Origin of the sequence: Promicromonospora kroppenstedtii, assembly GCF_044389675.1 — a bacterium.
Lineage (GTDB): Bacteria > Actinomycetota > Actinomycetes > Actinomycetales > Cellulomonadaceae > Promicromonospora > Promicromonospora kroppenstedtii.
In genome coordinates this window covers 815,116-838,647 of record NZ_JBIRYI010000001.1, presented here as the reverse complement: position 1 = coordinate 838,647, position 23,532 = coordinate 815,116, and the positions used below count along the sequence as shown (strand labels likewise).

Here is a 23,532-nt window from a genome sequence, read left to right as displayed (position 1 = left end):
TGTCCGGTTTTGTTCGTGCGCCCTCTCAGCCGCCGTCGGTGCTGCCGGCGTCGTGAGGCGCGCCGTCCCCCTCCGCGTCGAGCAGGGTCCCCGCCGCGTGCGCCTCGAACAGCGCCGACGCGGCGTCGGCGTCCCCGGCGTCCAGGACGTCGAGCAGGCTGCGGTGCCAGTCCGCCACCTGGTGCCAGTCGCCGGTGAACTCGGGGTCCCCGAGCAGGTGCATCGAGCGCAGGCTCGGCTCGATGATGTCCCACATGCGCGGCAGGTAGGTGTTGCCGCTCGCCTCGATGATCGCCCGGTGGAACCCGAAGTCGAGCTCGCGGAACGCGGGCAGGTCCTGGGCGTCCACCGCGGTGTGCATCGCCGCGATCACCTCCTCGAGCCGGGCCCGCGTCTCCGCCGTCAGGCGACCGCAGGTGAGCCGGCCCGCGAGCGCCTCCAGCGCCACGCGGGCCTGCTTGGCCTGCTGGGCCTCCTCGTCGGAGTGCTTGGTCACGAAGTTGCCCTGGTGGCGCACGTGCGTGACCAGCCCTTCGTGCGCGAGCTGCTTGAGCGCGTCGCGCACGGGAGCCTGGCTCACCCGCAGGCGGCGGGCGAGCTGGGACTCCACGAGCTGCTCTCCCGGGGCGAGCTGCGACGACTTGATCATCGACTTGACGAGGTCGTAGATCTGGTCGGACAGCAGCCCGCGCTCGAGACCCGGGATACCGCTCAGCGCATCAGTCATCCGGCCAGCCTAGCGCCATTATCGACAATCGTTTGTGTGCCGGACCAGTAGGCCGCGAGCCACGCGTCCGCGATGGCGCGCGAGCCCGTGGGCGTGGGGTGCACGCCGTCGGGCGCGAGCGACTCGGCCCCGCCGGGACCCGCCGCCTCGGCGGCGGCGATGAGCAGGCCGTGCAGCGGGACCAGGGCGGCCCCGGTCTCCGCGGCGAGGCGTGTGACGACGTCGCGCTTGCCCGCGAGGTCGTCGAGCCAGTCGTGCTGCTCGGCGCGAACCGGCAGCAGGAACGGCTCGATCAGCACCAGGCGCGGGGTGCCGGGCACGCGGTCCAGGAGCCGGCGGTAGGCGGCCTCGAACTCCGCGGCGGTCGTGGGGTCGTCGCGGTCGAAGCGGCGCCAGGTGTCGTTGACGCCCACGTACAGCGTGAGCACGTCGGGCGCCGAGGGGGCGACGTCCCGGTCCCAGCGGGCCTCCAGGTCGACGGCGCGGTCGCCCCCGATGCCGAGGTTGCGCACCTCCGCTCCGGGCAGGTCCCCCGCGACGAGGCTGACATAGCCGTCGCCGAGCGACGCGGCGTCCGCCCGGTCGCGGCCGGCGTCGGTGATCGAGTCGCCGACGAAGACGAGCCGCCCGACGCCGTTGCCGCTCGTCATGTCGCTGGTGATACCGCTGGTCATGAGCACTCCTTCGTGTGATGAACAGGTCCGACCGTACCGGGAGCACCGGCACCTCATTGTCAGCGATTATCGATTAATGTAGCATCGCTCCCGCTGCCAGCCGTAGGTCGACGTCGACCCGCAGTCCGTGACCATCACCGAAGAGGTCGGAGCACTCGCAATGAAGCGACAACTGTCAGCCCTGCTCGCCGCCGCCGTCGCCACGTGCGTCGTCGGCGCGGCAGCCACCAGCGCGGCCGCCGCGGCGGTCCCGCAGACCGGGGCGCAGCACGCGCCCGCCATCACCACCGACGACAGACCCGACAGACCCTCCCCCGGTAAGCAGGACGGCAAGGGCCACGGGAAGCCGGGCAAGCCCAAGCCCGGGAAGCCCGGCAAGGGGCCGCACGCCCCCGGGGCCCAGGGCACCATCTACCTCGCGCCGGACGGCGACGACGGCGCCGCCGGCACCGAGGCCGCCCCGCTCGCCACGCTGGAGGCCGCCCGCGACGCCATCCGCGCCCTGCGCGCCGCGGACAACCTCCCCGACGACGGCGTCACCGTCTACCTGCGCGAGGGCACCTACGAGCGGTCGGCGTCGTTCACGCTCGGTGCCGAGGACTCGGGGACCGCCGACGCGCCCATCACCTACCGCTCCTACCCGGGCGAGACCGCCACCGTCTCCGGCGGCAAGGAGCTGCCGTACGACGGCTTCTCCCCCGTGACCGACCAGGCCGTGCTCGACCGGGTCATCGAGACGTCGGCGCGCGACGACATCCTGCAGATCGACCTGGGCGAGCTCGGCATCGACGACTACGGCCAGCTCAGCCGGCACGGCTACTGGAAGGCCAACGACGTCAGCACGACCCCGCCGATGGAGCTGTACGTCGACGGCCAGGACATGACGCTCGCCCGCTGGCCCAACGCCGGCGCGGTGGCGGACACCGTGCAGATGAACAAGATCATCGACGCCGGCCCCACCAAGGACGACGCCGACCTGCAGGACCGGGGCGGCACGTTCAGCTACTCCTACGACCGGCCGCAGCACTGGGGCCAGGCCGACGACATCTGGCTGGACGGCATCTTCGGCCAGAGCTGGGAGTGGTCGTACAACAAGATCGAGTCGATCGACACCGACGCCCGCACCATCACGCTGCGCTACGGCGAGATGTCGGGCCTGATGAAGACCTGGTACCCCGACTTCCACTTCGCGCAGAACCTACTGGAGGAGCTCGACGCCCCCGGCGAGTACTACATCGACCGCGCCACCGGCATGCTGTACCTGGTGCCGAACGCGTCGTTCCTGGCGGAGCGGGGCGCGCCGGTGGTCACCACGCTCGACGAGCCGATGATCCGCACGGACGGCACCTCGTACGTGACGTTCGACGACCTGGTGCTCGACTACGGCCGGGCCAACGCGGCCGTCATCCTCGGCGGCAGCCACGTGACCGTCTCGAACAGCGACATCCAGAACTTCACCGACGGCGGGGTGCTCATCAACTCCCCCGGCCGGTACACGTACGACGGCATCCCGGTGAACCGCGGCGGCACGGACCACGCCGTCGTCTCCAACGACATCCGCCACGTGGGCGGCGTCGGGGTGGTGCTGCAGGGTGGGAACAAGACCACGCTGGCGCCCGGCAACAACCGGGTCGAGGACTCCCACATCCACGACTTCGCGTACTACCACAAGGCCTACAACCCGGGCGTGATGTTCGACGGCGTGGGCAACGTGGCGCGCGGGAACGAGATCAACGACGCCCCGCACCCGGGCATCATCGTGCACGGCAACGACCACCTGTTCGAGCAGAACGAGGTCTACGACGTCTGCAAGACGTTCCAGGACCTCGGCGCGATCTACATGAACTCGGGCGAGACGCCGCAGCAGCGTGGGCACGTGTTCCGGCAGAACTACTTCCACGACGTGGGCCTGACGAAGCACGGCGTGGAGGGCATCTACGCGGACAACTTCACGTGGGACCTGAACATCGAGCAGAACGTGTTCGTGAACATGGGCAACGACGCGATCAAGTCCGGCTCGGCCGACTACATCGACGCCGTGAACAACGTGTTCGTCGACACCACGGTGCCGTACGACAACTACACGCAGTGGATGGGCGACGGCGAGGGCAACACCGTCGACCGCGTGTACATGCCCAAGTGGGAGAAGGTGTTCGCCGACAACGACGACTTCGTCGGCACGCCGTACCTGACGAAGTACCCCGAGCTGGGGCACTTCTTCGAGGACAACCACTACTTCCCGAACAAGAGCTCGTTCGGCCGGAACGTGATCTGGAACCCGAACCGCACCCGTAACCCGGACGTCAACGCCGAGGGCGCCCTCGACACCAAGAACCTGCTCAACTACGGGGACAACTGGGTCACGGACACCGACCCCGGGTTCGTGGACGCGGAGGGCGGCGACTACACCTTCCGGGACGACGCCGCCGTGTTCGACCAGATCCCCGTCTTCGAGGCCATCCCGTTCGACGAGATCGGCACCGACGGGCACGTGGGGCACTCCCAGACCCCGGACGAGGTGGCGCTGGAGTCCCTGGCCCTGCCCGGCGACCAGCTCACGATCACGCTGGGCGACGAGCTCTCGGTGGCGGCCCAGGCCGTGCCGTGGAACGCGACCGACCAGGCCGTGACCTACGCCTCGAGCGACCCGGAGGTCGCGACGGTCAGCGCGTCCGGCGTGCTCACCGCCATCGGGCCGGGCGAGCTCGTCGTGACCGTCGAGTCGAAGGCCGACCCGGCCATCCGTGACGAGATGACGGTCACCGTGGCCGCCGGCGACGGCGTGCTGCACCGGACCGACTTCGAGTCGGGGGCGAACGGCTGGCCCACCGACGCCAACCGCGCGATCGTCGACGACGGCACGGGCGATCACGTGCTCCGCGTCAAGAACGGCGCCAACACGCAGCTCGACCGGCAGTTCTCCCAGTACGCGCTGGACTTCACCGTCACCACCCCGGCCGAGGTGCCCGAGGGCGGGCAGCTGCTCGTCTACGACCGCACGGGCACCACGCCGGGCGGTTACGTCCGGTACCGGCACGCGGCGGCCGGGTCCACGTGGACGATCTTCGACTCCGCGTGGGGCACGGTGAAGCAGGTGACGCTGCCCGCGGGCGAGGGCCTGGCGCCGGGCACGCAGTACGCCGTGCGCGTGGTCGTCACGGCCGACGGTGTGCGGGTGCTGCTCGACGGCGAGGAGGTCGTGTCGGGGGCCAACCCGGCACCGTCCGCGGCCGGCAAGGTGGGCTTCTACGTCCAGGGCTTCACGGCACTGGACTTCGACGACGTCACGTTCTCGCTGGTCGGGGTGGACCCCACGAGCGTCACGCTCGCGCCGTCGGCCGCCACGATCGAGCCGGGCGAGACCTGGGAGCTCGACGCCACGTTCACGCCGGCGGACGCGACGCGCACGGGCCTGGAGTGGTCCTCCAGCGACCCGGCGGTCGCGACCGTCGGCGACGACGGCGCCGTTCGCGGCGTCTCGGCCGGGACGACGACGATCACGGCCACCTCGACGGCCGTGCCCGGCCTGTCGGCGTCGTCCACGGTGACGGTGCAGGCGGCCGACCACCCCGTGACCGACCTGGGCGCCGAGCTCCTCGACGCGGCGGCGTGGGCGCCGTCCGGCGGCGTGACCGTCGCGGACGGCGCGGCGCATCTGGCACCACGCAGCGCCTCCGGGTTCGCCCCGGCGACGTTCGGTGACGAGCTGCTGCGGTTCGACACGTCGTTCGGCGACTTCAACGGCGGCTGGTTCGGGTTCTCCGTCCGCTCGAAGACCGCGGGCCTGCCCGTGTGGACCAACAGCAACTCGGGCTACCTCGTGGTGATCAAGGAGGACGTCATCGAGATGCAGCGGTGGAAGCCGGACGTCTTCATGATCGACGTCTTCCCCAACACGGTGATCGAGCCGGGCTCGACGCACGAGGTCACGTTCGGCACCGTGGCCGTCGAGGGCGGCGTCCGCGTGGTGCTGCGCGTGGACGGCGAGCCGGTGTGGAGCTACCTCGACGACACGCCGGACAACCCGCTGGCGGCGCCGGGCTACTTCACGGTCTACCGCCAGGGCCCTGCGGGCGAGATGAGCATCTCCCCGATCAACTGACCACCTGGTTCGTTGAGTGCGGGCTATTTGTTGAACCAACGCGCGATATGCAACAAATAGCCCGCACTCAACGGGTGGGGGTCAGGTGAGGGAGGTGAAGGTGTGGGTCTGGCGGCCCAGGTGCTCGATCTCCAGGGTGACTTCGTCGCCGTCCCGCAGGTACGGGAAGCGGCCCGACAGGGCGACGCCCTCGGGCGTGCCCGTGCAGATCAGGTCGCCCGGCTCCAGCGCCATGTACTGCGACAGGTGGTGCACGATCGCGTCGACGCCGAAGATCATGTCCGCCGTCGACGAGTCCTGCCGCGGCTGACCGTTGACGAAGGAGCGCAGGCGCAGACCACCCGGGTCCACCTCGTCGGCGGGCACCAGGGCGGGGCCGGTGGGCAGGAACCCCGGGCCGCACTTGCCCTTGGACCACTGGCCCAGGGAGTCGTCGAGCTGCCAGGCACGCTCGCTGACGTCGTCCACCACGGTGTAGCCCGCGACGTGCTCGCGCGCGGCCTCGACCGACGGCAGGTAGCTCGCGCGCCGGCCGATCACGACCGCCAGCTCCACCTCCCAGTCGACCTTCTCGGCGCCGGGCGGCAGCGGCACGGCGTCGTCCGGCCCGGCGACGGTGTTGGGGTGCTTGAAGAAGATGATCGGCAGCCGCGGCGGCTCCGCGCCCGACTCGCGCGCGTGCGCGGCGTAGTTCTGCCCGACGCAGACGACGGCGGCGGGTCGCGCGATCGGCGCCCCGCGGCGCAGCGTGTCCGCGCCGTCGAGCACGGGCAGCTCCCCCGCGGCCAGGGCGGCCCGGGTACGGGCCACGCCGTCGGCCGCGAGGAACGCGCCGTCGACGTCGGCGGTCAGCGGGCGCAGGTCATGGGTGGCGCCGTCGGAGGCGACGGCGGGGATCTCCTGGCCGAGGGGGCCCAGGCGGAGCAGGTGCATCGTGTCCTCGTTCTCGGTGGGGTGAGCATGGTTCGGGTGGGCGCGCGCGTGACCGCGCCCGCGTCAGGCCTGCTCGGGCGGGCGCACACGCAGCTCGTGCATGCCGCCGTCGACCGCGAGCGCCGTGCCGGTGGTGGCCGTGGCGAGCGGGCTGGCGAGGTAGCAGACGGCGTGCGCGACGGCCTGGGGACTGACGAGCTTGCCCGTGGGCTGCCGGGCCTCCAGGGCGGCGCGCTCGGCGGCCGGGTCGGCGGCGGCGTCGAGCAGGCGGCCCACCCAGGGGGTGTCGACGGTGCCGGGGTTCACGCAGGTCACGCGGATGTTCTCGCGCACGTGGTCGGCGGCCATGGCGAGCGTGAGCGCCTGCACGGCCCCCTTGCTGGCGGAGTACAGGGCGCGCTGCGGCAGGCCGGTCCAGGAGGCGATCGACGCCGTGTTGACCACCGCGGCGTGCGCGGACTCGCGCAGGTACGGCAGCGCTGCGCGGGTGACGCGCACGATGCCGAGCACGTTGACGTCCAGCACGCGCAGCCACTCGGCGTCGTCGTTGTCGGCGACGGTGCCCTGGGCGCCGATGCCGGCGTTGTTGACGACGACGTCGATGCCACCCAGGCGCTGGGCGGCGGCCTCGACGGCGGCGCGGACGGCGGCGTCGTCGGTCACGTCGGCGACCTCGCCGCTCGCGCCGTCGGGCACGCCGTCGGCCGAGCGGTCGATCGCGACGACCTGGGCGCCGCGCTCCAGCAGGGCGGTCACGACGGCGGCGCCGATACCGGACGCCCCTCCCGTGACGATGGCGCGGACGCCGTCGAACTCAAGGGCTGTGGTCACGGGAACTCCTCCTGGAAAACGGCTGCGATGACGATTCATCCAATCTATAGCACCGATCCGTGCCGATTCGTAGGACTGGATCACGTTCTGGACCCGCTAGGCTCGACCCACTCGGAGCAATACGTCATACCTATTCCTGCTCCGGGACCGTCCGCTCGACGAGGAGTGATCCGCACATGACCCAGCCGGCCGATTCCGCCCCGCAGCCCCACCCGGACCGGGCCTGGTTCACCGAGGCCAGGTTCGGCCTGTTCGTGCACTTCGGGCTCTACTCCGCCGCGGCCCGGCACGAGTGGGTGATGAGCAACGAGCGCCAGACCGTCGAGCAGTACGAGCGGTACGCGGAGGTGTTCGACCCCGACCTGTTCGACGCCCGGGCGATCGCGCGCGCGGCCAAGGAGGCGGGGATGCGGTACGTGGTGCTGACCACGAAGCACCACGACGGCTTCGCCCTGTGGGACTCCGCCGTCAGCGACTACTCCGTCGCGCGCACGCGCGGGCGCGACCTGGTCGCGGAGCTGGCCGAGGCCGTGCGCGCCGAGGGGCTGCGCCTGGGGCTGTACCACTCGCTGATCGACTGGCACCACCCGGACTTCACCGTGGACTTCGTGCACCCGCGCCGGGACGACCCGGACGCCCACACCCTGAACGAGGGGCGCGACATGGCGCGGTACCGCACCTACCTGCACGCGCAGGTGCGCGAGCTGCTCACCGGGTACGGCGCCGTCGACTACGTGTTCTTCGACTACACCTACGCCCACGACCGGGACGGGTGGCGCGGCAAGTACCCCGAGGACTGGGACGCGGAGGGGCTGCTCGCCCTGGTCCGCGAGCTGCAGCCGCAGGCCGTGGTCAACGACCGCCTCGGCATCCCGGGCGACCTGGTCACCCCGGAGCAGTACCAGCCGGACCAGCCCATGCGCGACGACGACGGGGCACCCATCACCTGGGAGGCCTGCCAGACGCTGAACGGCAGCTGGGGGTACGACCGGGACAACACCCGGTTCAAGGCCCCGGACCTGCTGGTGCGCATGCTCGTGGACACCGTGGCCAAGGGCGGCAACCTGCTGCTGAACATCGGCCCGGACGGGCGCGGGGCGATCCCGGCCCGGGACGCGACCACGCTCGCCGCGCTCGGTGCCTGGACGCGGCTGCACGGCCGGTCGGTCCACGGGGCGGGGCCCGCGGAGCCCGCTCTCGCGGAGGCGGTCGCGCCGGGCCTGCCGCCCGGCGTCGTGCTCACCCAGCGTGCCGACCGGCTGTACCTGCACCTGTTCGCGTGGCCGTTCGCGCACGTGCACCTGCGCGGGCTGGCCGACCGCGTGCGGTACGCCCAGCTCCTGCACGACGGCTCCGAGCTGCGCGCCACCCGCACCGACCCCGACCAGAAGGCGTGGAACACCACGCCCGGCGGGCAGCCGCCCGGCACCCTGACGCTGCACCTGCCGACGGCACGACCCGGCGTCGCCGTTCCGGTGGTCGAGCTGTTCCTGCGATGAGTTCGGGCGGGCTCCGTCGTCGGACGTCACATGAACCTGAAAAAGCATCGGCGGGCCGCCCCCACGTCAGGCAGGGTTGAGCCATGAGCGACGTCGACGTGCCCCGCTGGAAGCGCAACGTCGGGCTGTTCCTCGCCGGCCAGACCATCTCCCTGTTCGGGTCGATGGTGGTCATGTACGCGGTCATGTGGCACCTGACCATCGAGACGCGGTCCGGGTCGGTGCTCATGCTGAGCATCGTGTTCGGCATGCTGCCGCAGGCATTCGTGTCGATCTTCGGCGGCGTCTGGGCGGACCGGCACCACCGCAAGTTCCTCATCATGGGCTCGGACACGGTCATCGCGCTCGCGACACTGGGGCTGGCGCTGCTCATGGTCAGCGGCGTCGACTCGCTGTGGGTCATCTACGCGGCGCTGGCGGTGCGCTCGGTGTTCGCCGGCATCCAGACGCCGGCCGTGAGCGCGATGATCCCGCAGATCACCCCGACCGACCAGCTCATGCGCGTCAACGGCATGTTCCAGTCCATCCAGTCGGGCATGATGCTGCTCGCCCCGGCCCTGGCGGCCGTGATCTACGCGTCCTTCGACATCGTCACCGTCTTCTTCGTGGACGTGGTCACCGCTCTGCTCGGCGTGGGGATGCTCGCCCTGGTCGCGGTGCCGCGCCTGGTGCGGTCCGACGACGGCGAGCAGGTCAGCTACTTCGGCGACCTCGCGGCGGGCGTGCGGTACATCCGCTCGAACGCGCCCGTGCGGTGGCTCATCACCCTGTTCGCGCTGGTCATGTTCCTGGTGGGCGCGCCGAGCTACCTCACGCCGCTCATGGTCACGCGCACGTTCGGCGACGAGGTGTGGAAGCTGACCGCGAACGAGCTGTTCTGGGGCGGCGGCATGCTGCTGGGCGGCATCATCATGGCGTCGGTCGGGCCGCGGATCACGCGCCGGGTGCGCCTGATGGTCGGGTCGGTCCTCGCCACGGGCGTGCTGGTCGCCGGGCTGGGTGTGTCCACGAACATGTGGGTCTTCTTCACGATCGGCCTGGTCATCGGCGTCATGTTCGCCGCGCTCAACACCCCGGCGCTGACGATCATCCAGGAGCGCGTGGAGCCCGAGATGCAGGGCCGGGTGTTCGGCTTCGTCGGCATCGTGATGACCGTTGCGATGCCGCTGTCCATGGTGGTGTTCGGTCCGCTGGCCGACCAGTTCTCCGTCCAGGCGCTGCTGGTCCTGGCCGGCGTGCTGCTGGTGGCGGTGCTGGGCGCGATCCTCGCGTTCCCCGGGGCGCGGCGCTCGCTCGGGCAGGTCGACGCGGCGCCGGCCGGTGCCCCCGAGGACGCTGTCGTGGCGGAGAGCCAGGAGACGTCGGCTGTGCCGCAGGACACAGCCGACCTGCGCTGACGGCGTGAAAGTATTACCGGGTCCCCTAGCCGTCAGCCATACGTGCGGAAGGTTCCTGTGAGCGCTCCGAAGATCTATGCCCTGCACGAGAACCCCGAGTGGTTCCCGCCGTTCGCCGAGGCCTTCGCGGCCGAGGGCGTGGACTTCGAGGAGTGGGTGCTCACCGACGGCGTCCTGGACCTGGACGAGGCGCCGCCGGAGGGCATCTTCTGGTCGCGCATCTCGGCGAGCAGCCACACGCGCGACCACGGCCTGACCAAGGACTACTCGCGCGCGGTGCTGTCCTGGCTGGAGGCGTACGGCCGCCGCACGGTCAACGGCCGGCGCGTGCTGGAGCTCGAGATGAGCAAGGTGGACCAGCTCACCGCGCTGCGCGCGACCGGGATCGACACCCCGCGCACCGTGGCCGCCGTCGGCCGCGACCAGGTGCTCAAGGCCGCGCAGGGGTTCCCCACACCGTTCGTCACCAAGCACAACCAGGGCGGCAAGGGGCTGGGCGTGCGCAAGTTCGACTCGTTCGAGGACCTCGCCGCGCACGTGACCTCCGACGAGTACGAGGAGCCGGTGGACGGCATCACGCTGATCCAGGAGTACGTCGTGGCGGCGGACGGCGGCATCACGCGCGTGGAGATCGTCGGCGGCGAGATGGTGTACGCCGTCCGCGGCGACACCGAACGGGGCGGGTTCCAGCTCTGCCCGGCCGACGCGTGCGCCGTCGACCCGGTCACGGGCCGTCCCGTCCCGCCGGTCGGCGCGACCATCTCCATGGCGCCCGACGACGAGTGGGGACTGTTCTCGGAGCGCGAGGGCTACGACGACCCGGTGGTGGCCAAGTACCTGGCGTTCACGCAGCGGCACGGCATCGAGGTGGCCGGCATCGAGAACATCCGGACGGCGGACGGCCGGGTGCTGACGTACGACGTGAACACCAACACGAACTACAACAGCGACGTCGAGCAGGGCACGGCGAGGTCGGGCCCACGAGAGATCGTCCGCCACCTGGCGCGGGTCCTGCAGGAGACGTACCCGAAGGCCTGAGCCGCTCCACGAGCGCGAGATCGGTCGGGGGGGGGGGGGGGGGGGGGGGGGGGGGGGCCGCCCCGGGGGGCCCCCCCCCCCCCCCGGCGGGGCCCCCCCGCGCCCCCCCCCCCGCGCGCCGCCCCCCCCCCCCCCCCCGCGCGGGGGGCGGCCCGCCGCCCCCCCCCCCGCCCGCCCCGCCCCCCCGGGGGCGCCCGGGGGGGGGGCCCCCCACCGGGGTCGTTCAACCGACCGATCTCAGGTCCACCGACCGATCTCGTTCTGGACCGTCAGGCGAAGCCGAAGATCGGGCCGAACGCGACCACCACGATCGCGGCCCAGGCGGCGTAGACCGGCAGGTACTGCGTCTGCCAGCGCTCGATCGCGCCGAACGTGCGATGCCCGCGCACGAATCCGGTCGCCAGCCACGCCGCCCACGCGAGGTGCACCAGCAGCACCAGGTTGAGCCCGAGCGCCGCGACCTTGTTGGCGGTGAAGCCGAACTCGGCGATCCGGGTGAGCATCGCGGTCAGCGCCACGGCGTCGACCGCGAGCGCCGCGCCGACCAGCACGAGCTGCAGCCAGTCGAAGATCCCGGGCGGCGCGAGCGGGTCGCGGGCCGAGATCGAGTACAGCAGCAGGAACAGGACGAGCACGAGGATCGCGTCCATGAGGATGAGCAGGTCGCGGTCGACGTCGGTGAGCGGCCCGTTGACGAGCAGCACCACGAAGATCGCGACCAGCATGACGATCGTCAGCGGCGTGAACACCCGCGTGAGCACCGGGGCGATGTTCTCCACGACGTTCTTCTTGGCCTCCACCAGCCAGGCGCCCACCAGGAGCGCGCCGGGAAGGGCGAACGGCAGGAGCCAGTCGCCGAGGAACGGCTCGAAGTCCACCCCGACCAGGCTGAGCGTGCCGATGGTGAGCCCGATGAGCAGCCCGCCGCCGAGCGCGATGAGGGCGAGGTAGATGATGAGCTCGCCGGTGAACCGGACGAAGTCCATGCGGCGCGCGCTCGACCGCCAGGCACCGCCGGCGTACACGACGCCGAGCAGGAGCCAGAGCACCACGGGGGTGTGGCTGATCGCGAGGAACTCGGTCATGCCGGGCTCGTCGTACGGACCGGACTCGAACGGGTAGAGGTTGACCACGAGCGCGAGTGCCGTCGTGATCGCGAGCAGCACGGCGCTCACGCGCCATGGCGCGCGCCGCTTCCACACGAAGTACCCGGCCAGGAACGGCAGGACGGCGAAGACGCCGTTGCGCACGAGCACCAGCTCGTTGCCGACGGTCGCGGCGAGCAGGACCTTGAGCACGATGCCCGCGCCGACCGCGAGGGCCAGGACGACGGCCAGCTCGCGCCAGCGCCCGCCGTCGCCGGGCTCCTCGGGCACGAGCACGAGCTGCTTCCAGAGCCGGTCGGAGTGCTCGCGCGCGAACTCGCGGGACACCTCGTCGAGGTTGCCCATGCGCTTGACCGCGACGAGGAAGGCCTCCTCGTCCTCGAGCCCGGCGGCGGTCAGGTCGCCGACCTGGCCGCGGAGGTGGTCCTCCATCTCGTCGACGTCGGCGGCCGAGATCGCCCGACGGCGCTGGACGTAGCCGCGCCACAGGTCGATCTGCTCCTCCAGCACGACGTGCTCGGCGGGCTCCGTGCGCTGGGCGGGGCCGGCGTCGTTTCCGTTCTGGTCGCTCATCAGGCCCACCCTTCGGCGACGGCGGGGCCGGGCTGGACGTCCTGCCACACCTGCTTGAGCGCGTCGGAGACGACGGCCCACTGCTGGCGGCGCTCAGCGAGCGCCTCCTTGCCCGACGCGGTGATCGCGTAGTGCTTGCGGCGGCGCCCGACGTCGGACGTGCCCCACGTGGCCTTGACGTACTCCAGGCGTTCGAGCCGGTGGAGCAGGGGGTAGAGCATGCCGTCGGTCCACTCCATGCGGCCGCCGGAGAGCTCGTTGACGCGCTTGAGGATCGCGTAGCCGTACGACTCGCCGTCGGCCAGGATGCCGAGGACGAGCGGCGTGGCGGACGCCGCGACCAGATCCTTGTCGATGTGCACCTGCACTCCTATGCCTAGTGCTGCTAGGGATACCTACCCTAGCAGCACTAGGCATAGGAGTCCTAGGTCAACGCCGGCGCGGGGTGGCGGCGCGGTAGGCCGAGACCGTCGGCTCGCCGTCGAGCCAGAACCGCCACGGGTACAGGTCCGCACGACCGCCGTCGCCGCTCACACCCACGCGCGGGCCGGACAGCACGGCGCCCGACGACGTCGTGGGGACTTCCAGCGCCACGGCACCGTCCGGGTCGGTGACGTCGGCGCCGTCGTCGGCCAGGTCGAGGCCGAGCGCGACGGCGAGCCGGGCCGGGCCGCGGGCCAGGTCACGGTCGGAGCGCGCCACACCCGAGGCGAGGCGCCGTGCCCGGGCGAGCGCCACCCCCTCGGGCCCGGGTCCCGTCACCTCGCCGGCGCGCAGCAGCACGGCCGACGCCGTCCCGTCAGGCCCGCACACCACGTTGGCGCAGTGGTGCAGGCCCAGGTGCCGGTACACGTACAGGTGCCCGGGCTCACCGAACATGGTCTCGTTGCGCCGGCTCGGCCCGCGGAAGGCGTGGGAGCCGGGATCGTTGGTGCCGTCGTAGGCCTCGACCTCGGTGACCCGGAGGGTCACGGTGCCGTCGGGCGTGCGGCGGGTCAGCGTGGCGCCGAGCAGGTCGCGGGCGACATCGACCACGGGGCGGGCGTAGAACTCGCGGACCGGGACGGTCATGGGTGCGTCGCTCAGGTTGACTCCTCGATTCTCACCGGGCGGACGGCACGGGGAGAACCCATCCGCCCGGGCCGTGTCACCGACAGTAGACATTGTCTACAGAGAGCAACCGACCCCGGCGAGAAACACATTCCTGCCGGCCGATCCACCACGCGGTACGACGCGCGTCAGCGCACGAGGAGCGTCACGTCGGCCGGCTGTCGCTGGGCGCCGAGGTCAGCGCACCGAACCCGTCGAGCCGCAGGTCAGCGCGCTCGCGGGTACGCTCCCGCGCGTAGTGCCCGGCCTCGTCGGCCATCCACCGCAGCCAGTGTTCGCGCGCCTCCTCGCCGTCGCGCTCCAGGCCGCGGCGCAGCCGCTCGGCGTCGTCCGCCTCCACCCAGATGCGGAACGCGCCCAGCGCGTCGACCTGGCGCGCGCCCGCGCCGCAGCCCTCGACCACCAGGTGGGGCGACGGCGGCACGTCGTGCCACTCGGCCCATTCACCCGCCACCCAGTCGTAGCGCCGGTAGCGCACCCGCTCCCCCGCGGCCAGGGGGTCCAGGACCCAGCGGCGGAGGTTGGCGGCGCCGCCGTCCGGGCCGGCAGCCCAGCCCTCGTAGAGGTCGTCCATGTGGATCACCGCCGCCTCCAGCGCGTCCCCTAGCTGGGCGGCGAGCGTCGTCTTGCCCGACCCGGCGGGGCCGTCGACGCAGACCAGCCGCGCGTCGGCGACCCGGATCCGCTCCAGGACATCACCCAGCACCCCTGGTGTGACGGTCATGCCGCTCCCCTCGTAGGTCTACCCGGCGATTGTGCCCGCTGACCGACGTGTCAGACACCCAGGTCACCGGAGGGACCTGGGTGTCTGACACCTCCGGGGTGCAGCGTCAGGCTTCCGGCTGGGCCCAGAAGCGGAACTCGGTGGCGCGCTCCTTGGCCGCCTCGATCTGCTCCGCGACCCGCACCGGGGCGGTGCCGCCGACGCCGTCGCGCGAGGCGAGCGAGCCCTCGACGGAGAGCACCGAGCGCACCTCGGGGGTGAGGTGCTCGGAGATCTTGGCGAGGTCCTCGTCCGACAGGTCCCACAGCTCGATGCCGCGGGCCTCGCACTCCTGCACGCAGGAGCCGGCCACCTCGTGCGCCACGCGGAACGGGACGCCCTGCTTGACGAGCCACTCGGCGATGTCGGTCGCGAGCGAGAAGCCCTGCGGCGCGAGCTCGGCCATGCGGTCGGTGTCGAAGACCATGGTGCGCACCATGCCCGTGAACGCGGGCAGCACCGTGGTGAGGGTCGCCACCTGGTCGAAGACCGGCTCCTTGTCCTCCTGCAGGTCGCGGTTGTACGCGAGCGGGAGGCCCTTGAGCGTGGTGAGCAGGCCGGTGAGGTCACCGATCACGCGCCCGGCCTTGCCACGCGCGAGCTCGGCGATGTCCGGGTTCTTCTTCTGCGGCATGATCGAGGAGCCCGTGGAGTACGCGTCGTCCAGGCGGACGAAACCGAACTCCTTGGTGTTCCAGAGGATGATCTCCTCGGAGATCCGCGACAGGTCCACCCCGATCATCGCCGCGACGAAGGCGAACTCCGCCGTCACGTCGCGCGACGCGGTGCCGTCGATCGAGTTCTCGACCGGCCCGCCCTCCAGGCCCAGGTCGGCGGCCACGGCCGCGGGGTCCAGGCCGAGCGACGAGCCCGCGAGCGCGCCCGAGCCATAGGGCGACCTCGAGGCGCGCACGTCCCAGTCCAGGAACCGGTCGACGTCGCGCAGCAGCGGCCAGGCGTGCGCCAGCAGGTGGTGCGCCAGCAGCACGGGCTGGGCGTGCTGCAGGTGGGTGCGTCCCGGCATGGGCGCGCTGCCCGCGGCCTGCGCCTGCACGATGAGCTCGTCCACGAGGTCGAGCACCTGCGTACCGATCGTGCGGGCCTGGTCGCGCAGGTACAGCCGCACCAGCGTGGCGATCTGGTCGTTGCGGGACCGGCCGGCCCGCAGCTTGCCGCCCAGCTCGTCGCCGGCCCGCTCCAGCAGGCCACGCTCCAGCGCGGTGTGCACGTCCTCGTCGTCGAGCACCGGGAGGAAGGCGCCCGAGGCGACGTCCTGCTCCAGCACGTCGAGCGCGTCGATCATCCGCGCGAGCTCCGGCTCGGTGAGCAGACCAGCGGCCGCCAGGGCGCGGGCGTGCGCCCGCGACCCGGCGATGTCGTACCGCGCGAGCCGCCAGTCGAAGTGCGTCGACTGCGACAGCGCCGCGAGCTCCGGCGAGGGACCGCCGGCGAACCGGCCGCCCCAGAGGGCGACCTTCGGCCCGGTGTGCTCGCCGACGGTCCGCGGGGTCGCGTGGCCGACGTCCTTGCCGTCGTGCTCGCTCACAGCGCGCCGGCCGTCAGGCTCGCCGAGGTGCCGAGGTCCACGCCGTTGCCGAACTTCTCGTCGCGCGCGGCGGCGAGCTTGGCGGTGAGGCCGTAGATCTCGATGAAGCCGCGGGCCTGGGACTGGTCGAACGCGTCGCCCTCGTCGTAGGTGGCGAGGTTGAAGTCGTACAGCGACTGCTCCGAGCGGCGCCCGGTCACGGTGGCCCGGCCGCCGTGCAGCACCATGCGGATCTCGCCGGAGACGTACTTCTGGGTGTCGTCCACGAACACGTCGAGCGACTTCTTCAGCGGCGAGAACCACATGCCGTCGTAGACGAGCTCGCTCCAGCGCTGCTCGACCTGGCGCTTGAACCGGGCCTGCTCGCGCTCGATCGTGACGTTCTCGAGCTCCTGGTGCGCCGTGATCAGGGCGATGGCACCGGGGGCCTCGTAGATCTCGCGGGACTTGATGCCCACGAGGCGGTCCTCGACGATGTCGATACGGCCCACGCCCTGCGCGCCGGCGCGGCGGTTCATCTCCTGGATGGCCTGCAGCGGGGTGACGGGCACGCCGTCGATCGCGACCGGGATGCCCTGCTCGAAGGTCAGGTAGACCTCGTCGGCAACAGGCGGGAACGTGGGGTCGTCCGTGTAGGAGTAGACGTCCTTGGTGGGCTCGTTCCAGATGTCCTCGAGGAAGCCCGTCTCCACCGCGCGGCCCCACACGTTCTGGTCGATCGAGAACGGGTTCTTCTTGGTGGTCGCGATGGGCAGGTCGTGCTTCTCGGCGTAGTCGATGGCCTTCTCGCGGGTCAGTGCGAGGTCGCGCACCGGCGCGATCGACTTGAGGTCGGGCGCGAGCGAGGTGGTGGCCACCTCGAAGCGCACCTGGTCGTTGCCCTTGCCGGTGCAGCCGTGGGCCACGGTCGAGGCGCCGAACTGGCGAGCTGCCCGCACCATGTGCTTCACGATGACGGGGCGCGAGATGGCGGAGACCAGCGGGTAGCGGTCGAGGTACATGCCGTTGGCCCGCAGGGCGGGCATGCAGTACTCGGCGGCGAACTCGTCGCGCGCGTCGGCGACGTACGCCTCGACGGCGCCGCAGTCCAGCGCGCGCTGGCGGATGACGTTCATGTCCTCGCCGCCCTGGCCGACGTCGACGGCCACGGCGACCACCTCGGCCCCGGTGGCCTCGGCGATCCAGCCGATGGCGACGGAGGTGTCCAGGCCGCCCGAGTAGGCGAGCACGACGCGTTCAGTCATGATTGACGATCTCTTTCCGGTGGTGGTGTCAGGTGCAATTCTTGTGCGTTCTCAGGCGCTGAGCGCGAGGAAGCGTTCGGCCAGCGCGGAACCGTCGGCGTCGCGGGCGATCACCAGGATGGTGTCGTCCCCCGCGATGGTCCCCAGCATCCCGGGGAAGACGGAGTGGTCGATGGCGGAGGCCAGCAGGTTCGCGGCCCCCGGCGGGGTACGCAGCACGACGAGGTTGCCCGAGGACTCCGCCGAGACCAGCAGCTCCTTGGCCAGCCGCGCGAGCCGCGCGGACAGGTACTCCTCGCTCGCGTCCGACTGCGCGCTGCGGTCGCCGCCCTCGCCGGGCACGGCGTACACGAGCGTGCCGTCCGAACCGCGCACCTTCTCGGCCTGCAGCTCGATCAGGTCGCGCGAGAGCGTGCCCTGGGTGACGCTCACGCCGTCCGCGGCCAGGGCGTCGGCGAGCTCGGCCTGGGAGTGGATGGCGTTGCGCGTCACGATCGCGGTGATCCGGGCGTGCCGGGCCGCCTTCGTCGTGGCGGTCGTCGCCGTCTGGCGGACGACCATCAGCCCTGCTCCAGCAGGAAGGCGAGCAGCGCCTTCTGCGCGTGCAGGCGGTTCTCGGCCTCGTCGAAGACCACGGACTGCGGCCCGTCGATCACCTCGGCGGTGATCTCCTTGCCGCGGTAGGCCGGCAGGCAGTGCAGCACGAGCGCGCCGGGGGCGGCGGCCGCGAGCAGCTCCGCGTTCAGCTGGTAGTCCCAGAACAGGTCCGCGCGCTGCTCGGCCTCGGCCTCGTCGCCCATCGAGATCCAGGTGTCGGTGGCGACGACGTCCGCGCCGGCCACGGCCTCCTTGGCCGACGTCGTCAGGGTCACCGAACCGCCCGTGGAACCGGCGATCTCACGCGCTCTGGCGACCACCTCGGCGTCGGGCAGGTAGCCCTCGGGGCCACCGATCCGTACGTGCATTCCCGCCGTGGCTCCACCCAGCACGTACGAGTTGCCCATGTTGTTCGCGGCGTCGCCCACGTAGGCGAACGTGGTGCCGGGCAGGGCGTCCAGCCCGCGGTGCTGCGCCACCGTGAGCAGGTCCGCGAGGATCTGGCACGGGTGGAACTGGTCGGTCAGCGCGTTGACCACCGGCACCCGCGAGACGGAGGCCATCTCGTCGATGCGCTCCTGGCCGAACGTACGCCACACGATGGCCGAGACCTGCCGGTCGAGCACACGCGTGGTGTCCACGACGGACTCGCGCACGCCGATCTGGGCGAGCCGGCCGTCGACGACGAGGGGAAAGCCCCCGAGCTCGGCGATACCGGCCGCGAACGACACCTGGGTGCGCAGCGTGGGCTTGTCGGTGATGAACGCGACGGCGCGCGGGCCCTCCAGCGGGCGCTTCGCGTACCGGTCGGCACGCAGGGCGAGGCCCAGCTCCAGGACGGTCTTCTGCTCGGCGGGCGTCAGGTCGTCGTCGCGCAGGAAGTGGCGGGTCATGCGAGATCCTCCGGGAGGGAAGCGAAGAAGCGGGCGGCCTCCATGGCCTGCTCCGTGGTCAGGATCAGCGGCGGGGCCAGCCGGATCGCGTCGGGTGCCACCGCGTTGACGATGAACCCGGCCTCCAGCGCGGCCGTGGCCACCTGCGGCGCCACCGGCTCGTTCAGCACGACGGCCAGCAGGAGCCCGCGACCGCGGACCTCCTTGACGATCGGGCTGCCGCACATCTCGATCTCCTGGCGCAGCAGCGCCCCGACCTCGCGCACGTTGGCCAGCAGGCCGTCACGCTCGATCACGCCGAGGGTGGCGAGCGCCGCGGCCGAGGCCACGGGGTTGCCGCCGAACGTGCTGCCGTGCTGGCCACGGCCGAGCAGGTGCGCGGCCTCGCCGTAGGCGATCACGGCGCCGACGGGGAAGCCGCCGCCGAGGCCCTTGGCGACCGTGACGACGTCGGGCACGATGCCGCCGCCGATCTCAGGCTGCTGGTAGGCGAACCACGAGCCGCACCGGCCCACGCCGGTCTGCACCTCGTCGAGGACGAGCAGCGCGCCGTGCGCCCTGGTCAGGCGGCGGGCGGCCGCGAGGTAGCCCGGCGGCAGGGGCCGTACGCCGGCCTCGCCCTGCACGGGTTCGACGACCAGGGCCGCGATCTCGCCGTGCTCGGCGACGGACTGCGGCGTGAACGCGGCCTCCAGGGCGGCGAGGTCCCCGAACGGCAGGTGCTCGACGCCGCCCGGGAGCGGCTCGAACGGCGTGCGGTAGGCGGCCTTCGCGGTCAGGGCGAGCGCGCCCATGGACCGGCCGTGGAAGCCGCCCTCCAGGGCGAGCACCCGCGTACGCGTGCCCACGCCGGACGACGTCGCCACGCGGCGCGTCATCTTGAACGCCGCCTCGACCGCCTCGGTGCCCGAGTTGGTGAGGAACACGCGCGACCCGTCGGGTGCCTCGGCGACGCGCAGGAGCGTCTCGGCGAGCGCGATCTGGGCGGGCGTGCCGAAGAAGTTCGAGACGTGGCCGAGCGTGCCGAGCTGCGCACTGATCGCGGCCGTCAGCGTGGGGTGCGCGTGGCCCAGTGCGTTGACCGCGATACCCGCGAGCAGGTCGAGGTGGCGCTTGCCGTCGGCGTCCCACACGTAGGCGCCCTCGCCGCGCACGAGCACGCGCTGCGGCGGGCCGAACGTGTCCATGACCGCGCCCGAGTACCGCTGGGTCCAGGCGGCGACCGAACCCTCGGCCGCGAGCGCCGAGCCCTCGTCGGCGGGGATCACCGTGCTCATTCGTTCGTTCCTTCCTGCGGTCCCGCGACCACCATGGTCCCGTTGCCGCGGGTGGTGAAGACCTCCAGCAGGGCGCTGTGCGGCTGCCGGCCGTCGATGACGGTCGCGGCGCCCACGCCGCCCTCGACGGCGCGCAGGCACGCCTCCATCTTGGGCACCATCCCGGACTCGAGGCTGGGCAGCAGCTCCGCCAGCTCCGGCACGGTGATGCGCTCCACCAGCGTGCCCTTGTCGGGCCAGTTCGTGTACAGGCCCTCGACGTCCGTCAGGACGATGAGCTTCTTGGCGCCGAGCGCCACCGCGAGCGCCGAGGCGGCGGTGTCCGCGTTGACGTTGAGCACCTGGGTCGGGTCGTCCTTGTCGGGCGCGATCGTGGAGACCACGGGGATGCGGCCGGCCTCCAGCAGGTCCTCGACGGCGCGCGGGTCCACCTGGACGACGTCGCCGACGAGGCCGACGTCGACGGGCACACCCTCGACGATCGCGTGGCGGCGCTGGGCGCCGAGCAGGCCGCCGTCCTCCCCGGACAGGCCGACGGCGACGGGGCCGTGGGCGTTGATCAGGCCCACGAGCTCACGGCTGACCTGGCCGGTCAGGACCATGCGCACGATCTCCATGGCCTCCGGCGTGGTGACGCGCAGGCCGCCCTTGAACTCCGACTTGATGCCGAGGCGGTCGAGCATGGCGTTGATCTGCGGTCCCCCGCCGTGCACGACGACGGGCCGCAGGCCCACCTGCCGCAGGAACACCATGTCCTGCGCGAAGGCAGCCTTGAGCTCGGCGTCGATCATGGCGTTGCCGCCGTACTTGACGACGACGAGCGCGCCGGAGAACTCCTGCAGCCAGGGCAGGGCCTCGATAAGCACCTCGGCCTTCTGGTCGGGCCGCAGCCCGTTCACGATGTCGCTGCTCATGAGCTGTAGGCGCTGTTCTCGTGCACGTAGTCGTGCGTCAGGTCGTTGGTCCACAGCGTGATCTCGGCGTCGCCGGCGTGCAGGTCGATCGTGAACGTCACGTCGCGGGACGCCGCCATGTCGACCTTCTCCGGGTCCTCGTGCGCGCCGCCGGCCTTGCAGACCATGACGCCGTTGACGCTGACATCGAGCTGCTCCGGGTCGAACGGCGCGACGTCCTCGGGCACGGTGCCGACCTGGGACAGGATGCGGCCCCAGTTGGGGTCGTTGCCGAACACGGCGGCCTTGACCAGGTTCGACCGGCTGACGGCGCGCGCGACGGCGAGCGCGGCATCCTCGGTGGTGGCGTTCGTGACGGTGATCGCGATGTCGTGGGACGCGCCCTCGGCGTCGGCCACGAGCTGGCGGGCCAGGTCGGCGCAGATCTCCGTGACGGCCGCGGTGAGCTCGTCCAGGCCGGGCGTGACCCCGGAGGCGCCCGACGCCATGAGCACCACGGTGTCCGACGTGGACATGGCGCCGTCGGAGTCGACACGGTCGAAGGTGACGCGTGTGGCCGCCCGCAGGGCGGCGTCGGCGTCCGCCGCCGGGACGACGGCGTCCGTGGTCACCACGCACAGCATCGTCGCCAGGGCGGGGGCGAGCATGCCGGCGCCCTTGGCCATGCCGCCCACCGTGAAGGTGCCGGACGGCGTCTCGACCGTGCGCACCGCCGTCTTGGCGACGGTGTCGGTGGTCATGATCGCGGTGGCGGCGGCCTGCCCGGCGGCGTCGTCGGCCGCGAGCTCGCCGACCGCCACGGGGATTCCCGCGAGCAGCTTGTCCGCGGCCAGCCGCACGCCGATGAGGCCGGTCGAACCGACCAGCACGTCGATGGCACCGATCCCGAGCTCGTCGGCGACCCTCTCCGCGGTCGCGTGGGCGTCCTGGAACCCGCCGGGTCCGGTGCACACGTTCGCGCCGCCCGAGTTGAACACCACCGCGCGGGCGACGCCGTCCTTCACCGCCTGTCGGGACCACAGCACCGGCGCGCCGACCACGCGGTTGCTCGTGAACACCGCGGCCGCGGTGAACTCAGGACCGTCGTTGACGACAAGAGCGAGGTCCGGGTTTCCGGAGGCCTTGAGGCCGGCGGTGACACCGGCAGCCCGGAATCCTTGTGCCGCGGTGACGCTCACGGTGCGACTCCTTCGGTGATGAGGCCGGCGGTCTCCCGCAGGCCGAGGGCGAGGTTCATGGACTGGACCGCGGCGCCCGCGGTCCCCTTGACCAGGTTGTCGATGGCCGTGACCGTGACCACCCGGCGGGCGGCGGCGTCCACGGCGACCTGGACCAGGGCGGTGTTGGCGCCGAGCGTCATCGCGGTGCTCGGCCACTGCCCCTCGGGCAGCAGGTGCACGAACGGCTCGTCGGCGTAGGCGGCCTCCCAGGCGGCGCGCACCTGCTCCGGGTCGGCGCCCTTGGCCAGCGGGGCCGTCGCCGTGGCGAGGATGCCGCGCGCCATGGGCACCAGGGTGGGCGTGAAGCTGATGGTCACCTCGGGCGCGCCGGCGGCCCGCAGGTTCTGCCGGATCTCCGGGATGTGCCGGTGCGTGCCGCCCACCGCGTACGGCTGGGCCGAGCCGAGCGCCTCGCTCGCCAGGAGGTGCGGCTTGAGCGCCTTGCCGGCGCCCGAGTAGCCGTTGGCCAGCACCGCGACGATGTCGGTGGGCTCGACGACGCCCGCCGCGACCCCCGGCTGGAGGCCCAGGGTCACCGCGGTGACGTTGCAGCCGGGCACGGCGATCCGGCGCGCGCCGGGCAGCTTGTCCCGCTGGCGGGCGGCGGTGGCCAGGTCGGTCGCGGCCCCGTCGGCGGCGGGAGCCGCGGCGTGGATCAGCTCGGGCATGCCGTACGGCCAGGTCCCCGCGTGGGTCGAGCCGTAGAACTGCTCCCAGTCGGCCGCCGACTCCAGCCGGTGGTCGGCGCCCAGGTCGATGACCAGCACGTCGTCGGGCAGCTGCGCGGCCACCTGGCCGGACGCACCGTGGGGCAGGCCGAGCACCACGACGTCGTGGCCGGCGAGCGTGTCGGGCGTGGTGGGCTCCAGGATCCGGTGCGCGAGGCTACGCAGGTGCGGCTGGACCTCGCCGAGGCTGGACCCGGCGCTCGCGTGCGCGGTCAGGGTGCCGATCTCGACGAAGGGGTGGGCCGCCAGGAGGCGCAGCACCTCCCCGCCCGCATAGCCGGAAGCGCCTGCGACGGCGACACGGATGAGCTGGCTGCTGGACATATTCGGCACTATACATAGTTATGCAGCGAGGGCGAA

At 72.0% G+C, this 23,532-nt stretch carries 20 protein-coding genes; 4 read left to right on the top strand and 16 right to left on the bottom strand.

Annotated elements, in window-relative coordinates:
* Nucleotides 1–25: 25 nt before the first annotated feature.
* Both ACH47X_RS03645 and ACH47X_RS03640 read right to left on the bottom strand, forming a co-directional pair.
* Nucleotides 26–727 carry a GntR family transcriptional regulator gene (locus ACH47X_RS03645; protein WP_397401457.1) on the bottom strand — a complete coding sequence of 234 codons (702 nt, stop codon included), beginning with the start codon at nt 725–727 and terminating at the stop codon, nt 26–28.
* A complete protein-coding gene (locus tag ACH47X_RS03640; protein ID WP_397401455.1) occupies nt 724–1,401 on the bottom strand; it encodes an SGNH/GDSL hydrolase family protein in 678 nt (225 codons plus the stop codon). The genes ACH47X_RS03645 and ACH47X_RS03640 overlap by 4 nt, the downstream gene beginning before the upstream one ends.
* 160 nt (nt 1,402–1,561) lie before the next feature.
* Between ACH47X_RS03640 and ACH47X_RS03635 the strand changes: the two genes are divergently transcribed.
* The gene (locus tag ACH47X_RS03635; protein WP_397401453.1) at nt 1,562–5,503 is read left to right on the top strand and encodes an Ig-like domain-containing protein; all 3,942 of its coding nucleotides are present in this window, start codon (nt 1,562–1,564) and stop codon (nt 5,501–5,503) included.
* An 81-nt stretch (nt 5,504–5,584) separates the two neighbouring features.
* On the opposite strand, the gene ACH47X_RS03630 is transcribed toward ACH47X_RS03635, so the two are convergent.
* Both ACH47X_RS03630 and ACH47X_RS03625 read right to left on the bottom strand, forming a co-directional pair.
* Nucleotides 5,585–6,436, bottom strand: coding sequence for a fumarylacetoacetate hydrolase family protein (locus tag ACH47X_RS03630; protein WP_397401451.1), 852 nt, complete (start codon nt 6,434–6,436; stop codon nt 5,585–5,587).
* Nucleotides 6,437–6,499: 63 nt separating this feature from the next.
* A complete protein-coding gene (locus tag ACH47X_RS03625; RefSeq protein WP_397401449.1) occupies nt 6,500–7,306 on the bottom strand; it encodes an SDR family NAD(P)-dependent oxidoreductase in 807 nt (268 codons plus the stop codon).
* Nucleotides 7,307–7,443: 137 nt separating this feature from the next.
* Between ACH47X_RS03625 and ACH47X_RS03620 the strand changes: the two genes are divergently transcribed.
* From ACH47X_RS03620 to ACH47X_RS03610, 3 genes are all read left to right on the top strand, one after another.
* Nucleotides 7,444–8,766, top strand: coding sequence for an alpha-L-fucosidase (locus ACH47X_RS03620; RefSeq protein WP_397401447.1), 1,323 nt, complete (start codon nt 7,444–7,446; stop codon nt 8,764–8,766).
* An 83-nt stretch (nt 8,767–8,849) separates the two neighbouring features.
* Nucleotides 8,850–10,163: an MFS transporter gene (locus ACH47X_RS03615; RefSeq protein WP_397401445.1), complete on the top strand. Its 1,314-nt coding sequence runs from the start codon at nt 8,850–8,852 to the stop codon at nt 10,161–10,163.
* A gap of 57 nt (nt 10,164–10,220) precedes the next feature.
* Nucleotides 10,221–11,201 (top strand): RimK family alpha-L-glutamate ligase, encoded by a 981-nt coding sequence (locus ACH47X_RS03610; RefSeq protein ID WP_397401443.1) that lies wholly within the window; start codon nt 10,221–10,223, stop codon nt 11,199–11,201.
* A 269-nt stretch (nt 11,202–11,470) separates the two neighbouring features.
* Here the strand turns inward: ACH47X_RS03610 and ACH47X_RS03605 are convergent, their stop codons facing one another.
* The 12 genes from ACH47X_RS03605 to ACH47X_RS03550 form a co-directional block, all read right to left on the bottom strand.
* Entirely contained in the window at nt 11,471–12,880 is a 1,410-nt protein-coding gene (locus tag ACH47X_RS03605) for a permease prefix domain 1-containing protein (protein ID WP_397401441.1), read from the bottom strand.
* Nucleotides 12,880–13,242 carry a PadR family transcriptional regulator gene (locus ACH47X_RS03600; protein ID WP_020016599.1) on the bottom strand — a complete coding sequence of 121 codons (363 nt, stop codon included), beginning with the start codon at nt 13,240–13,242 and terminating at the stop codon, nt 12,880–12,882. The genes ACH47X_RS03605 and ACH47X_RS03600 overlap by 1 nt, the downstream gene beginning before the upstream one ends.
* 67 nt (nt 13,243–13,309) lie before the next feature.
* Nucleotides 13,310–13,951 (bottom strand): DNA-3-methyladenine glycosylase, encoded by a 642-nt coding sequence (locus ACH47X_RS03595; RefSeq protein ID WP_397401439.1) that lies wholly within the window; start codon nt 13,949–13,951, stop codon nt 13,310–13,312.
* 184 nt (nt 13,952–14,135) lie between these two features.
* Nucleotides 14,136–14,714, bottom strand: a complete 579-nt coding sequence (locus tag ACH47X_RS03590; RefSeq protein ID WP_397401437.1) for a uridine kinase — start codon at nt 14,712–14,714, stop codon at nt 14,136–14,138.
* A gap of 106 nt (nt 14,715–14,820) precedes the next feature.
* Nucleotides 14,821–16,299 carry an argininosuccinate lyase gene (gene argH / locus ACH47X_RS03585; RefSeq protein ID WP_397401435.1) on the bottom strand — a complete coding sequence of 493 codons (1,479 nt, stop codon included), beginning with the start codon at nt 16,297–16,299 and terminating at the stop codon, nt 14,821–14,823.
* On the bottom strand, nt 16,296–17,543 hold the full coding sequence (locus ACH47X_RS03580) for an argininosuccinate synthase (RefSeq protein WP_020016604.1): 1,248 nt from the start codon (nt 17,541–17,543) through the stop codon (nt 16,296–16,298). Before ACH47X_RS03580 ends, argH begins: the two co-directional genes overlap by 4 nt.
* Nucleotides 17,544–17,594: 51 nt before the next feature.
* On the bottom strand, nt 17,595–18,104 hold the full coding sequence (locus ACH47X_RS03575) for an arginine repressor (RefSeq protein ID WP_036963638.1): 510 nt from the start codon (nt 18,102–18,104) through the stop codon (nt 17,595–17,597).
* The gene (gene argF, locus ACH47X_RS03570) at nt 18,104–19,033 is read right to left on the bottom strand and encodes an ornithine carbamoyltransferase (protein ID WP_397401433.1); all 930 of its coding nucleotides are present in this window, start codon (nt 19,031–19,033) and stop codon (nt 18,104–18,106) included. The genes ACH47X_RS03575 and argF overlap by 1 nt, the downstream gene beginning before the upstream one ends.
* A complete protein-coding gene (locus ACH47X_RS03565; protein ID WP_397401431.1) occupies nt 19,030–20,310 on the bottom strand; it encodes an acetylornithine transaminase in 1,281 nt (426 codons plus the stop codon). The genes argF and ACH47X_RS03565 overlap by 4 nt, the downstream gene beginning before the upstream one ends.
* Nucleotides 20,307–21,224, bottom strand: coding sequence for an acetylglutamate kinase (gene argB, locus ACH47X_RS03560; protein ID WP_397401429.1), 918 nt, complete (start codon nt 21,222–21,224; stop codon nt 20,307–20,309). The genes ACH47X_RS03565 and argB overlap by 4 nt, the downstream gene beginning before the upstream one ends.
* Nucleotides 21,221–22,402, bottom strand: coding sequence for a bifunctional glutamate N-acetyltransferase/amino-acid acetyltransferase ArgJ (gene argJ, locus ACH47X_RS03555; protein WP_397401427.1), 1,182 nt, complete (start codon nt 22,400–22,402; stop codon nt 21,221–21,223). Before argJ ends, argB begins: the two co-directional genes overlap by 4 nt.
* Nucleotides 22,399–23,496: an N-acetyl-gamma-glutamyl-phosphate reductase gene (locus ACH47X_RS03550; protein ID WP_397401425.1), complete on the bottom strand. Its 1,098-nt coding sequence runs from the start codon at nt 23,494–23,496 to the stop codon at nt 22,399–22,401. Before ACH47X_RS03550 ends, argJ begins: the two co-directional genes overlap by 4 nt.
* Nucleotides 23,497–23,532 lie beyond the last annotated feature (36 nt).

Bases quoted from the DNA above. Each gene is read 5' to 3' on its own strand.
- ACH47X_RS03645 (WP_397401457.1), bottom strand. From the start codon at position 727: ATGACTGATGCGCTGAGCGGTATCCCGGGTCTCGAGCGCGGGCTGCTG.
- ACH47X_RS03640 (WP_397401455.1), bottom strand. From the start codon at position 1,401: ATGACCAGCGGTATCACCAGCGACATGACGAGCGGCAACGGCGTCGGG.
- ACH47X_RS03635 (WP_397401453.1), top strand. From the start codon at position 1,562: ATGAAGCGACAACTGTCAGCCCTGCTCGCCGCCGCCGTCGCCACGTGC.
- ACH47X_RS03630 (WP_397401451.1), bottom strand. From the start codon at position 6,436: ATGCACCTGCTCCGCCTGGGCCCCCTCGGCCAGGAGATCCCCGCCGTC.
- ACH47X_RS03625 (WP_397401449.1), bottom strand. From the start codon at position 7,306: ATGAATCGTCATCGCAGCCGTTTTCCAGGAGGAGTTCCCGTGACCACA.
- ACH47X_RS03620 (WP_397401447.1), top strand. From the start codon at position 7,444: ATGACCCAGCCGGCCGATTCCGCCCCGCAGCCCCACCCGGACCGGGCC.
- ACH47X_RS03615 (WP_397401445.1), top strand. From the start codon at position 8,850: ATGAGCGACGTCGACGTGCCCCGCTGGAAGCGCAACGTCGGGCTGTTC.
- ACH47X_RS03605 (WP_397401441.1), bottom strand. From the start codon at position 12,880: ATGAGCGACCAGAACGGAAACGACGCCGGCCCCGCCCAGCGCACGGAG.
- ACH47X_RS03595 (WP_397401439.1), bottom strand. From the start codon at position 13,951: ATGACCGTCCCGGTCCGCGAGTTCTACGCCCGCCCCGTGGTCGATGTC.
- ACH47X_RS03590 (WP_397401437.1), bottom strand. From the start codon at position 14,714: ATGACCGTCACACCAGGGGTGCTGGGTGATGTCCTGGAGCGGATCCGG.
- ACH47X_RS03580 (WP_020016604.1), bottom strand. From the start codon at position 17,543: ATGACTGAACGCGTCGTGCTCGCCTACTCGGGCGGCCTGGACACCTCC.
- ACH47X_RS03575 (WP_036963638.1), bottom strand. From the start codon at position 18,104: ATGGTCGTCCGCCAGACGGCGACGACCGCCACGACGAAGGCGGCCCGG.
- argF (WP_397401433.1), bottom strand. From the start codon at position 19,033: ATGACCCGCCACTTCCTGCGCGACGACGACCTGACGCCCGCCGAGCAG.
- ACH47X_RS03565 (WP_397401431.1), bottom strand. From the start codon at position 20,310: ATGAGCACGGTGATCCCCGCCGACGAGGGCTCGGCGCTCGCGGCCGAG.
- argB (WP_397401429.1), bottom strand. From the start codon at position 21,224: ATGAGCAGCGACATCGTGAACGGGCTGCGGCCCGACCAGAAGGCCGAG.
- ACH47X_RS03550 (WP_397401425.1), bottom strand. From the start codon at position 23,496: ATGTCCAGCAGCCAGCTCATCCGTGTCGCCGTCGCAGGCGCTTCCGGC.